We start from the raw sequence: 12,458 nt of genomic DNA on the forward strand, positions 1-12,458 counted from the left end.
CCGCCGCTCGCGAGGGCAAGCGGTATGATTTAGACGGTAAACGGCTATCACCCCAATGGGGTGAGAGGGGGTTACATGGCGGATACGCAGGGACATCTCCCCTCGCTCCCTTGGTCGGCCGCCGTGTTCCAGATCGCGCTCGTCGAGCTCGTCATGCTCATGCACAACAGCGTGATGCTCCCCGTCGTGGACGGCGTCGCCATGAACGTGAGCATCTTCATCTCAGGCCTCATCTACGTGCCCGTGGCGATTCTGGCGCGCCGGCAGCCGAGTGCGCTGTCGCTCGCCGGCTTCTCGGGCATCGCCGCCGCCTGCGCCGCGGTGGGCGCGATCCTGTGGACGAGCGTGGCCGCCAACCCAGCGGACACCACCTTGTTCCTCGTGGCGGACACCCTGTTCAACATCGGGCGCGCCTGGGGGACCATCCTCGCGGTGCTCACGCTCTCGCGCATCCCGCGCGGCGACCGCACCATGTTCGCCGCGCTGAGCGGGATCGCCATCGGGTACGCCGTGTGGCCGCTCATGCGCTCGGCCGCCGAGGCCTCGCCGCTCATGCTCGCGAGCATCATGCTCTGCACGCTCATCGCCTCCGGCTCGGCCTGCCAGCGCGACCTGTTCGCCCGCATGCGCGACGCCGCGCCGCCGAGCGACCTCGCCCCCACGAACCCGTTCTCGTTCGTGCCCATCTCGAGCAAGCTCTTCGCGTGCATCGCCCTGTTCGAGACCACCTTCGGCTTCTCGACCTCGGTGCGATTCGGCGCCATCGAGAACTGGCAGTACGCGCTCATCGCCGTCGTGTTCGGCGCGCTCATGCTCGTATGGAGCCGCGCCAAGCGCATCACCTTCGACGAGGACGCCGCCTTCCACGTGAGCGCGCTCGTGGTGGTCGCGGGCTTCTTGCTCATGCCGGCGACCTCGATCTCCCAGGGGTTCACCTCGACGATCATCGAGATCGGGTCGCAGTGCTTCTACGCGCTCATGCTCTCCACCTTCGCGAGCATCGCCGCGCGCAACCCCGCGTGGTCGCTCGCGAGCATCCCCTTCGGCTTCGCGGTGTCGAGCTGCTCCTCGTCGGTGGGGTTCGCGATCGCCCGGGGCGCGCTCGCCGCACAGGACGGGGGTAGCGCCGATGCGATCCTCATCACGAGCGCCGCGCTCGTGCTCGTGCTTTTCGCGTTCGTGTGGATCGGCCTGTCGGGATTCAGCTTCCGCGCGTTCTTCAGCGAGATCGTGCCCGCGGCGCCCACCGAGGAGCGCGAGGCGCTGCCGGGAGCCGATGCGGGGGCGCGTGCCGCCGCGGCGCTCGCGCTCTTCGCGCAGGAGCGCGGCCTCACGGCGCGCGAACGCGAGATCTTCGAGCTGCTCGCGCGCGGCCACAGCGGGAAGTCCATCATGGAGCGGCTCACGATCTCCGGCAACACGGTCAAGACGCACACACGCCACATCTACCACAAGTGCAACGTGCACAGCCAGCAGGAGCTCATCGACCTCGTGGAGGAGACCATCGGGCGGTAAGGGCGAGTGGGCAGATTTCGGGAGAGATGCGGCTCTTTTACCGTGTTCGCCCGCGTGGTGCACGTTTATCTCCCATGCACCGAAGTGAAGCGCGAGCTATGGGACCTTTCGATGGATGGCCCGCACTTCCCAAGTGCCTCCCCCGTTCGTCTCACTCGGGTATACTTCAGTTATTGTGAAAAGCCCTCGGGCTTTTAGCTGCTGCGGGTACCCGTACCTTCAGCCGCATTTTTCTTATCTTTTGGAGCCAACATGGGAGATCCCGGCACCGCGACAACAAGAGCGAGGTCGCGTAGCGGAACCGGTCGAGTCTTTTGGTCGGTGCTTGGGAACCAACTGAGTCGCGACCATCCACTGAAAATCTGAAACCCCCTATGAAGGCGGAGTAGCCCCGAATTGCTGAACCTCCGCAGCCGTGTAAAAAGAACCAGCGCAAAGCGGCACACCGTCAGGGGCAAACGCTATAGGCTTTCCCGCGATGCTCTCGGCGCGTTCTCTGGCCGACCATCCGCGTTCTCCCCACAAAGGCAGGCTGTTGTAAAGGTTCATCGCCGACCGAATAAGCACAGGCGCATAGGTGGCTTGGAAATCGTACTCTTCGCGCCGCAAGGCATCGAATGCGCCATCCAACTCACCGCATTCCACGCTGCAGGTCGCAATCTCCTCGAGCAGCTTATCCGCGAACCGATACTCATTTTCGCTATAGGGAACCAGTCCATCCAGCACGGCCTGAAGCGCTCGCCCCTCAGGGGACATACGCACCGCCTCCACGGGTCCGTATTCTAGGTAGGCGGCGTTCAACGGTTTGCGCGGCGCCTGGTCATGTGCCTCGATAAGGCGGCTCACATCGGCGGCGTTTTTGCTCTCAATCCATGTACGTATCTCTTGTCTGCGCCTCGCGCAGTATTCGCGACGGTCAAACTCCATCAAACCCGTCGTCATGCGTCGCATCGCCCCATCGTCTCGCGCCTTCGCGATGCGAGAGAAGTATGCAGATCGACACGTCGATTCATATTTGCAAATCTGTGCGACGACCGCCTGAACTTTGTCGTCCGTTAGTGAGGCATGCATGAGGTACTCCGTCTCACCCTCATGTACCAGCCTGGCCGCACCCGACTGCTCCATCGCCAATGCGCGAAACCTCTGGATGTCCTCCGGATCTTCTGCAAGCCTTGCATACTCCGCATATGCCTCTGCGAGCGGAATGATGCCGTACTGAAATACGCAAGCGTCCAGAGCAGACCGAGCCTGACGTTCTTGCCTGCGCTTCGCACGCTCACTACTCAAGCAGCGTTCAAGTCGTTCGTTGCAAAACTCCCGTGGTATAAACGCAATCAGATTATCCCCGTCTTGGTATGTGAAGCTCAGAGGGGCATGCGTTGCGGTAAAGGGGTGATCATCTGCAGGGATGCCCATGACACCGCCCGCTTCAAGCAGCTCTCCCAGCAGATCCAATTCGCTATCGAGGCAGTCTTCGACAAACGGGCTCAAGGCCTCCGCGTCTCGACTAGACAACAGGTGCGTGCAGGCCTTTTGCGCAAGGTCTGCCTTCTTCAAGACAGAGCATTTCTTCAGCTGCACAGCTCTTGCAATATCCAGCAATTCGCTCTTAGTTAAGCACGAAAGCGCTGCGGAAAGCGTTGGCTCAATGGCCTGTTTGATGGGGCGCTGCCTTTTTCTACGCCACCAATCGCTGCCCAACTCGTACCCATAGTGCCCCACCTCCCTGTTCACCAGCTTCTCGCGCTCCACGCCGTCGAGGCCGTAGAGCGCACCGCGACGGAAAGCTCGAGGCTCGGGTTCCCTCCAGCAGTAATCGGCTTCGGACTCACCTGCTTCCCAGTTGTTGAACGGCTCATGCAGAACGCGCGCCACCGAGCGCAATGCCTCCGCTCCGCGAATGAGTGGTGGCTTCGCTTCAAGGAAACTTGCTATCTCGGCTTTGCTGTAAGCAGCCTTGGAAAATCCCATGACGCGAAACGGCTTCGGCAACACGATCTCTCCCGCATATGGGAGAAGCATGGCCTCTGCCGCAAAGGGCATCTGGGAGGCCCGCTCCATGAATTCGCCCGAGATGTCATCGGCTGCGAACAGCATGCCGTCATGATCCACCACGACGTAGTCGTCTGCGAATCCCAGCATGATACACGTTCCACATAGGCGGTCTTCCCATCCCAGCGCGATCGCCTCTTGATCCTCCGAGAGGCGGTGCCGGTTCATATCGACAAACCTCTCAACGATACTTGGCCTACTCAGCATGTTCTGAAAGCAGGTCTCGAGATCGTGTGTGGGATCATCGCCGGGATCCTCGGCAAACGGATAGGGACTTACCGCCGCATGACCCATCGACCGGCCGCTTGCATACCGCACAAACTGTTGGAAGACCTCGAGAAACTGCTGAGCGCACTCATCTGTCACATGCATAACGCGTCACTCCCACGTTCTTGTGGAAATTACTTTCCAGCATTTCAGTACAATGGATAGAGCATGAAAGGGGTTTGCGTGGATGATTTGATCGCTATCAGTTCGGCAGCGCAGGATGGACTTACGGATGGCCTGGGTACTTGCATGCAACTAATCCAGGGGGAACCTGCGAGCGTGGTCGAGCTTTTCGCCGGCGTGACTCAGGTCTCTGCGTTCTTCGGCTCCAAAGATTGGGACTACGAGGTTCAGGGGTCGTGCTCCACCGGTACGGTGCTTGAACTCGATGAGATCCTGCACGATTGCACCATCCTGCACGATTCCGCCGATTTGCGCAATGTTTCCGCCCCGACCGGCGTGATCCCCCTTCCCTCGCAACGCCAAAACGGCACCCGTCTAGCGGTCTGCGCGCCACCACGAAGCGTTTCGATCACGCAAGACGAGACCGACGCGCTCGAAGCGGTATACACGAGCCTCGGCATCGAAATCCCTCGTCACACCGCCTGGACGCTTGCGGGCATCGCACTGTACCTGGCTGGCGAGCAGGGTGCGGCGGCGATCCTTATGGAAAACGCACAGTTATCGCGCATGGCGTGGCGCATCGGACAGCGAAGGTTCGTCGAGCATCACTACATCTCGGCGATAATCAAGCTGCCCACACCTTTTGATGTGTCCTACGCCAACGAACAGGGCGTATCCGTAGACATCAGCTACGATGCCATCGTCCTACTACAGCGGAATTCCGAGACCATCCAGTTCGTAGCGCCATCATGCAATGACGAGCGCACGGAGGAAGGAAAGCGGTCCGCCGAACACAACGTCTCCCTGCGTCCTGAAGACGTCATCGCTAACGACTACCTGCTGATTCCAGACAGATACCTCACGCCACCGCGTCCTCCAAAGAACGCGAAGCCGTTCAGCCAGTTCTCCACCGTTGTCCGCGGAATACCAAAAAACAAGCTCTCTTCAGTTGCCCCTCTGCAGGCGACGAACTCGAAACGCGCATTCTATCCGAGTCGTACCTGCGCGCATCCTGCAATCGCCTACATCACCTCCAAGGATTTCCAGCATGGACGGAACTATCTTCTCGACGCGGACAGGGGATTTCCCTGCAGCGCTCGCTATTACAACTCCGCAGATATAACCGCCCAGAACATCAAACCGTTCTCGGGCCCACGGCTCGTTCTGTCGCGGACCGGGCATCCCTACAAAGCCTGCCTCATCGACCAAAACTCATTCGCGCAGCGTGTCGACGGTTATCTTCTTGCAGACAACCTCTTTGCAATCGAGGTGACCGAAGGGGTAGACCCGGTATTCCTGCTCGCTTTCCTTACGAGTTCCCAAGGCCAGCAGATCCTCAATCAAACCGCAAGCGGTACATCGACGCTCCGTCAGATATCGCCGCGCGACCTGCGCAACGCATCGATTCCCATCCCCGATGTGACCGTGCAGGCTGCTATAGCGAAAGCCTATACCGAACATGCCGACCGTTTGCTCGAACTCGAGCAAACCGCCCGTAGCTTAACCGCCGAACGTGAGAACTTGTTTGCATTTGATTTGATGGGCTAACGACGAAAGCGGCCGCATGAAACCGAACCTCTGCGACCACCTGCGGGCATCAGCTAAGATGGCGCAGGAGGTTTTCGGCGCAAAGCAGACAGGAATGCGATCCCACGTGTTGTTGCAACACACTATCAGTAACGCACTACTAACAACAAACTAGGAACAACTTAAACGCGTGAACCGCAACCGATGGTCTTTTCATAACCAAATAGAGGAACTTTGCGCCCGGAACGAGAGTATCGAATGCTTAGATGGTCACGGAGAATCGCTCGGTCTGATTCACCAGATCCAAGCGCAGCTGGAGCTCCGCGATACGCTCGTACAGTTCCCGGTAATCCTGCGCTGCGCGCGCAACGTCGTAGTTCGCATATTCGTACTCGACAACGACGTTTCCCCTGAACATGCTCGCAGGGCACCTTTTCTTCGCCTCATGCGAGCGAAGTCGCTCAAGGCGCGCAAGCTTGTTATTGAGCTGAGCCATCAGCACCAACGCCTCGTCGATCGTAATCCCTTCTTCGGGGATGACCGTCGTGGCATTAAAGGCATGCAAGGCATGGCGAACAGCACGCACCTTGCCGTCAATTTCATCGACTAGGGTAAACGTCTGCTCATAATCGTACTCGGGAGGAAGCCCTTCTTCGCCTTGAGACAAAACGTAGGTGGCGTTCTCACGCTCACGGGCGATGAGATGCGCTTTTTCCTGCTCTAAGCTCCGAATGTACTTTGAGGCGCTGGCTGAGGTAAAGGTCATCTCGCTCATCGATTCCTCCTTTTGCGGAATGTGATTTTGGGTATTGTACTATGGCTAATCATTTTTGTAAATTGATTTCCAAAATATTTGAGGAACACGGAGCCTACCATCGGGGGCGCATCGCAGCAAGCACGCGAAGGCGATGGCGCTCACCCTGTCGCCGCAAGTCGCGCGAACCCGACTCCTCGAGCAAGCTTGCAAGATAGCGCGGCTTCTCCGCCGCGATGTGAAATACTTTCCGCCTGGGCGCATACATCGCGCGCACACGGTACGCCACCCAGCGTGGGGTCGCACAGCTAAACGGATCGCATGGTTGGTTGGGGACGTGCTCCTTTCACCCCCCCCAAATGGGTTGAAAGGAACACGTCCCCAACCAACCCATTCAAGCAGCCTAAAACAAAGCAGGCCAGAGCGGATAACCACTCTGGCCTGCGTCTTTGCTATGGTCGGGTTGACTGGATTTGAACCAGCGACCCCCGCGTCCCGAACGCGGTGCTCTACCAAACTGAGCCACAACCCGAAGCAAGTAGGTATAGTAGCAGAACATGCCGGACAATGCTAGCGCTCAATCACGCGCGCTCCCGACTTCTCCATCGTCGCAGCATACGCCCACCATCCGCGCTCGGCCTGTGCCGCCTGGACGATCGCGCGCGCGTCATCGAGCGACGCGCAGAGGGCGAACGAGCACGACCCCGAGCCCGACATGAGCGCTGCCCGCACGCCGGGGCGACCGCGTAGCCACGCGAGCACCTCGTCGATCTCGGGCGCGAGCGCGCACGACGCGGGCGCGAGGTTGTTCGCCACGCGCGCGGCGAGCGCGGCGGCATCGTGAGCGCGCAGCGCCTCGAGGACGGGCTCGAGCGGCGGCAGCGGCTGGGGATCCTCGTCGAAGCGCGCATATGCGGCGCCCGCGCTCACGCCCTCGCCCTGCGGCCGCACGAGCACGACGGGCAGGCCGGCGAGCGGTTCGAAGCGCTCGCGCAGGCAATCCCCCGCACCGTCGAGGTACGCAAGGGCGCCATGCAGGAAGAACGGGACATCCGCCCCGATGGCGCGCGCGACCGCCTCCACGCGCTCATCGTGCACGTCGAGCCCCCACAGCGCGCAGAGGCCCATGATCGCCGCCGCAGCGTCCGCCGAGGGACCGCCGAGCCCAGCGCGGAGCGGAATGCGCTTCTCGATCGCGATGCGTGCGCGGGGCTCGAGCCCGAACGCCTGCGCGAGCGCGACCGCGGCGCGGTACGCCGTGTTCTGCTCCATGGGGAAATCCGCCGCGGGCACGGTGACGACCTCGAGGGTACCGGCGGGCTCGACCGTGACCGTGTCCGCGAGACTGAGCGCAGCCATCACGGAATCGACGCGATGGTAGCCGCGCTCGTCCCGTTCGGTATGGATGCCCAGATAGAGATTGACCTTGGCCGGAGCCGAGACGACGACGCGGCGCTTCGGCCCGCTAGCCCTCATCGGGCTGGTCGAACGCGGGCGTGAAGATATGCTCGCCCGTCTCGGTGTCGAAGAGCTCGACCGTACCCGTGAGCACATCGACGTACTGGTAGCTCTGGCGCGAGGTGCGGCCGCGGCGCTCCGTGACCTCGACCACGAAGACGGCGGGGTGCACGGACTTGATGACGCCCAGGCGCTCGATGACGCGCGTCCTGCCCATGTTGGCCTTGACCTTCACCGGCCGGTTCACCATGCCGCGCAGCAGCTCCTGGATTTCCTCGACCTTATTGACTTCAGCTTCTGCCATGAAACGACGCCTCCTGCAGGCATATGGAATATGGGGAGCATGCCCCCAAGATAGTCAAACGTAAAGATTATAGCAGCCATGCAGGTAAAATGCGAATCGCCGACGCAGGGCGGGCGTGCGGCCGGGCGCAGGCGGACGCCAGCGCCCCTAGAGCGTGTCTGTATCGAGAACGATGGTGAAGGGACCGTCGTTCACGAGACCGACCTTCATGTCCGCCGCGAACGTGCCCGTGGCGACGCGCGGCACATCTGTGCGCGCGAGCGAGACGAAGTATTCGTAGAGCTCGTTGGCGTGCCCGGGGTCGCCCGCGCCGGTGAACGACGGGCGGCGCCCATGGCGGCAGTCGGCGAACAACGTGAACTGCGACACCACGAGCACATCGCCGCCCACGTCATCGATCGAGCGGTTCGTCTTGCCCGCCTCGTCCTCCATGATGCGCAGGGCGAAGATCTTCTTCCAGAGGCGCTCGGCCTCCGCCTCGGTGTCCTCGGCCGCCACGCCGAGCAGGATGAGGTAACCCTGGCCGATGCGCGCGGTCTCCACGCCGTCGATCGTCACGTTCGCGCGCAGCACCCGCTGGATGACCGCCCTCATCGGGCACCTCCCTGCGGGCTCGCAGCGCCGGCAGCGGCATCCCCGGCGTCGCCGCGCGCGCCGAGCTTCGCGCACAGGTCCTCAAGCGCATGGAAGCGGTGGCTGATGGCGTTCTTCTCCTGCGGCTCGAGCTCCGCCATGGTCTTGCCCGGCGTATCGTCCGGCAGGAAGAGCGGGTCGTAGCCGAAGCCGTGCTCGCCGCGGCCGACGCGCCCGATCATGCCCTCGCAGAAGCCCTCGCCCATCGTCACCGTGCCGTCGCGCTCGATGAAGGCGATGGAGCTCACGAAGCGCGCGGTGCGCTGCGCATCCTCCACGCCCTCGAGGTTGGCGAGCAGCTTCGCGTTGTTCGCCGCGTCATCGCCGTGCACCCCGGCGTAGCGCGCGGAGTACACACCGGGCTCGCCGCCGAGCGCGTCCACCATGAGGCCGGAATCGTCGGCGACGGCGGCAAACCCCGTCTCGGCGACAGCGGCCTCCGCCTTGATGAGGGCGTTCTCCGCGAACGTCGTGCCCGTCTCCTCGGGATCGGGGAAGTCGCCGAGCTGCCCCACGCCCACGAAGCGCGTGCCCGGCAGCGCGTGACCCAAGATTTCCGCGATCTCCACGAGCTTATGCGCGTTCCCCGTCGCGACGACCACCGTGTGCTCCGGGTCGAGCGTCGCCGGGTCGATCTTCTCCAGTGCCATGTCCGCCTCCGTAGTGCCTGTGCCCGAATTCATGCCGTTGCATGCGTTTCTCCCGCCGCAGCGGCGCGCGACTAATCCCGGAACGCCGTGACCTCGTTCTGCAGCTCGATGAGCTTCTTGATGCCGGCGTCGCCGAGGTCGAGCAGGCGCCCCAGGCGCGCGCGATCGAACGGCGTGCGCTCGCCCGTCCCCTGGATCTCGACGATCTCGCCCGTATCGGTCGCGACGAGGTTCATGTCGATCTCTGCCCGCGAGTCCTCGCGGTAATCGAGGTCGAGCAGCTCGCAGCCGTCGACGACGCCCATCGAGACCGCCGCGACCTGCCCGGTGAGCGGCAGGCGCGCGATCTTGCCCGCCTCGACCCACGCCATGAGGGCGTCGTGCAGCGCGACCCACGCGCCGGTCACGCTCGCCGTGCGCGTGCCGCCGTCCGCCTGGATGACGTCGCAGTCGACCGTCACCGTGAACTCGCCGAGCGCCCGCAGGTTCGTGACCGTGCGCAGGCTTCGGCCGATGAGCCGCTCGATCTCCATGGAACGGCCCTTGCGGTTGCCGCGCTCGCGCGCGGAGCGGCGGTTCGTCGCGGCGGGCAGCATGGCGTATTCCGCCGTCACCCACCCCGCGCGGCTCGCCTTGCGCCACCCGGGCACGCCCTCCTCGATGCTCGCGGCGCACAGCACGCGCGTCCGGCCGAACTCCACGAGGCACGACCCGAGCGCGTTACCCATTACCTCGCGCGTGAGCGACACCTCGCGCATCTCGTTCGCGGCACGGCCGCCCTCGCGGTCAATCTCCATATACTCCATGATGCTCCTTGCCCAATGCATGATAAAAAGCAGACAGGCTGGATTTTATCATCGCGCCAAGCGCTCCAGCTCATCGATGCCCACGTGCTCGATGCTGCGCAGCGGGCGCCCGAAGATGAAGCTCCCCGCCGCCGCGAACTCGGCGATGTTGTCCGACGTGGTGGCGAAGCGGTGCTGCGGCACGGTCTGCTCGCCCGCGAGCTGCCCGCGGCGGCTCAGGATGTCCGTGAGCTCGCGCGTGGTCTCCTCCGCCGACGACACCACGCGCACCCCCGCCCCGAGCGCCGCGCGGATGGGGCGCGCGAGCAGCGGGAAGTGCGTGCAACCGAGCACGACGGTGTCCACGTTCGTCTCGGTGATGGGCGTGAGCGTGCGCGCCACCTCCGCGCGCACCTGGGGCGTGTCGAAGATGTCGCCGTCCTCGAGCCAGCGCTCCTGCAGGTGGGCACCGGTTGCGAGCTCGCGCTCAACGATCTCGACGAAGCTCGGCGCCGGGCAGCCGTACACCTCGACGCTCGCATCGAGGTTGTGGATGGCGCGCGTATACGCGCCCGTGCGCACCGTGAGCGGCGTCGCGAGCACGCCGACCGTGCGTGTACGCGTGGTGTTGATCGCCGCGCGCGCACCCGGCGCGATGACGCCGATTACCGGAATCGCGAGCGTCTGCTGCGCGACGGTGAGCGCCGCCGCCGTCGCCGTGTTGCAGGCGATGACCATGATCTTCACGTCGTGGGCCTCGAGCCAACGCCCGGCTTGCAGCGCGAACGAGCGGACCTCGTCCTCGGTGCGCGTGCCGTAGGGGCAGCGCTTCGTGTCGCCCACGTAGTAGATCGATTCATGCGGCAGCGCGGTCGCGATGGAACGGGCGACGGTGAGGCCGCCCAGGCCCGAATCGAAGACGCCGATGGGACGGTCGTCCTCCATGAGCGCCAGCTCGTCCCCTGCGCGGGTCGCACCAAGGCTCGCCGCGCGCGTGCTCGATGCGTCTGCCATGGGCTAGCGACCCTTCGCTTCGAGCAGGCTGCGCATGCCCGCCACCCAGGCGTCGACGATGCGGCCCGGGGCGACGCGCGCCTCGGGGTGCGTCGCGAGGAACTCCTCGGCGCCCGGATCCGCCAGACCGTTCTCGACCATGATGAACGCGCCCGTGTAGTCCGCCATGAGGAAGTCCGAGGCGGCATCGCCGATGCCGAGCGTCTCCTCGCGCGGGATGCCGAGAATCTCGCAGAACCGGCCGATGCCACGCCCCTTGTTGAGCCCCTTGGGCATGACGTTGAACGCGCGGCCGCGCACGCCCTCGGGAAGCTGGAGCGTGGTGGGTGCGGAGATGTAGTTTAGGAAGCCGTTGTCCGCCCAATCGAGCGCCATACCCGAGGCGTCGAGGAGCGCGATGGCCTCCTCGTCCGGGATCTCGCCGCGCAGGCCGATCGTCACCTCGCGGTGCTTGTAGCCGGCGGACATGTCGTTGTGGTATTCGAGCATGCCCGGATAGCGCGAGATGAACGCCTCGCAGAGCCCCGTTTGCTCGATGACCTCGTGCGGGGTGAGGCCGCAGGCGGGGTCGAACGCCATCTCGGCCGTGAAGTACTCCCAGGTATCGTGCGAGAGGTCGGTCATGACGATGCCGCCCATCTCGCCGATGAAGGCGTTGAGGCCGAGCAGGCGCGTGTCCTCGCGCATCATCGCGCGGTTGCGGCCGGAGCAGGGGACGACCTGGACGCCCGCCTGGCGCAGCTCGAGGAGCGTGCGCACGAGGTCGAGGCTCGGTTCGCCCGACGCGTTCGCGAGCACCGAGGAGCCGGGCCCCATCATGGTCCCGTCAAGGTCGGTGAACACGTAGCGCACCCGGGCGAGGCGCTCGCGCAGCTCGCCGGTCGGCACCTCGGGCAAATAGGGAATATCCATGGTTCCTCCGCGTCGGTCGCTTACCTGCCCCTCCATCATACCTGCGCGATGCGGGCATGACCGGGGCGGCGTCGCGAGCGCACCGCTTTTCCGCATGGGCGGCGAGCCCTCACGGGTTCGAGTCCCCATCGGGCACGGACGAAAAAGCGGCGCCGTCGCCGACGCCGCCCCATGTTCCCGGGTGGGCGATGAGGGACTCCGCGCGGCTCCGCCGCGCGCCCCGCTTCGGCCGCGTGCGCGGCCTCGCGCGCTCCGCGGCAAACGCTAGCGCGTTTGCACCGCTCCGCGCCCTCACGGGTTCGAGTCCCCCATCGGGCGCGGACAAAAAACGGCGCCGTCGCCGGCGCCGCCACATATCCCGGGTGGGCGATGAGGGACTCGAACCCCCAGCCTTGTGCGTGTAAAGCACCTGCGCTAACCGTTGCGCCAATCGCCCGTGTGAAAGGAGTATAGCCGAAACGCCT

The 12,458-nt window shown here is 63.9% G+C and carries 11 protein-coding genes and 2 tRNA genes; 2 read left to right on the plus strand and 11 right to left on the minus strand.

Going from position 1 to position 12,458, the window contains the following annotated elements:
- The first annotated feature begins 75 nt into the window (after nt 1-75).
- Nucleotides 76-1,515 (plus strand): helix-turn-helix transcriptional regulator, encoded by a 1,440-nt coding sequence (locus B5G02_RS00125; protein WP_094334692.1) that lies wholly within the window; start codon nt 76-78, stop codon nt 1,513-1,515.
- Nucleotides 1,516-1,887: 372 nt separating this feature from the next.
- On the opposite strand, the gene B5G02_RS00130 is transcribed toward B5G02_RS00125, so the two are convergent.
- Nucleotides 1,888-3,939: a hypothetical protein gene (locus tag B5G02_RS00130; protein WP_094334693.1), complete on the minus strand. Its 2,052-nt coding sequence runs from the start codon at nt 3,937-3,939 to the stop codon at nt 1,888-1,890.
- A gap of 78 nt (nt 3,940-4,017) precedes the next feature.
- Between B5G02_RS00130 and B5G02_RS00135 the strand changes: the two genes are divergently transcribed.
- On the plus strand, nt 4,018-5,505 hold the full coding sequence (locus B5G02_RS00135) for a restriction endonuclease subunit S (protein ID WP_241146092.1): 1,488 nt from the start codon (nt 4,018-4,020) through the stop codon (nt 5,503-5,505).
- A 241-nt stretch (nt 5,506-5,746) separates the two neighbouring features.
- On the opposite strand, the gene B5G02_RS00140 is transcribed toward B5G02_RS00135, so the two are convergent.
- The 10 genes from B5G02_RS00140 to B5G02_RS00185 all read right to left on the minus strand — a co-directional run bounded on the left by B5G02_RS00140 (nt 5,747) and on the right by B5G02_RS00185 (nt 12,430).
- The gene (locus tag B5G02_RS00140) at nt 5,747-6,259 is read right to left on the minus strand and encodes a hypothetical protein (protein WP_019239118.1); all 513 of its coding nucleotides are present in this window, start codon (nt 6,257-6,259) and stop codon (nt 5,747-5,749) included.
- A 434-nt stretch (nt 6,260-6,693) separates the two neighbouring features.
- Nucleotides 6,694-6,770, minus strand: a tRNA-Pro gene (locus B5G02_RS00145).
- Nucleotides 6,771-6,808: 38 nt separating this feature from the next.
- Complete coding sequence (ispE, locus tag B5G02_RS00150) at nt 6,809-7,714, minus strand: 4-(cytidine 5'-diphospho)-2-C-methyl-D-erythritol kinase (protein ID WP_094334695.1); 906 nt, start codon at nt 7,712-7,714, stop codon at nt 6,809-6,811.
- A complete protein-coding gene (locus B5G02_RS00155) occupies nt 7,704-8,000 on the minus strand; it encodes a Veg family protein (RefSeq protein ID WP_019239120.1) in 297 nt (98 codons plus the stop codon). The genes ispE and B5G02_RS00155 overlap by 11 nt, the downstream gene beginning before the upstream one ends.
- Before the next feature lie 147 nt (nt 8,001-8,147).
- A complete protein-coding gene (gene dtd, locus B5G02_RS00160) occupies nt 8,148-8,594 on the minus strand; it encodes a D-aminoacyl-tRNA deacylase (RefSeq protein ID WP_094334696.1) in 447 nt (148 codons plus the stop codon).
- Complete coding sequence (gene rdgB / locus B5G02_RS00165) at nt 8,591-9,283, minus strand: RdgB/HAM1 family non-canonical purine NTP pyrophosphatase (protein WP_094334697.1); 693 nt, start codon at nt 9,281-9,283, stop codon at nt 8,591-8,593. Before rdgB ends, dtd begins: the two co-directional genes overlap by 4 nt.
- Before the next feature lie 71 nt (nt 9,284-9,354).
- Nucleotides 9,355-10,089, minus strand: a complete 735-nt coding sequence (gene rph, locus B5G02_RS00170) for a ribonuclease PH (protein ID WP_094334698.1) — start codon at nt 10,087-10,089, stop codon at nt 9,355-9,357.
- Between the two features lie 48 nt (nt 10,090-10,137).
- A complete protein-coding gene (murI, locus tag B5G02_RS00175) occupies nt 10,138-11,082 on the minus strand; it encodes a glutamate racemase (RefSeq protein ID WP_094334699.1) in 945 nt (314 codons plus the stop codon).
- A 3-nt stretch (nt 11,083-11,085) separates the two neighbouring features.
- Complete coding sequence (locus B5G02_RS00180; RefSeq protein WP_094334700.1) at nt 11,086-11,994, minus strand: HAD family hydrolase; 909 nt, start codon at nt 11,992-11,994, stop codon at nt 11,086-11,088.
- Between the two features lie 363 nt (nt 11,995-12,357).
- Nucleotides 12,358-12,430, minus strand: a tRNA-Val gene (locus tag B5G02_RS00185).
- Nucleotides 12,431-12,458 lie beyond the last annotated feature (28 nt).

The sequence above is a fragment of the [Collinsella] massiliensis genome, assembly GCF_002161605.1.
Taxonomy (GTDB): Bacteria; Actinomycetota; Coriobacteriia; order Coriobacteriales; family Coriobacteriaceae; genus Enorma.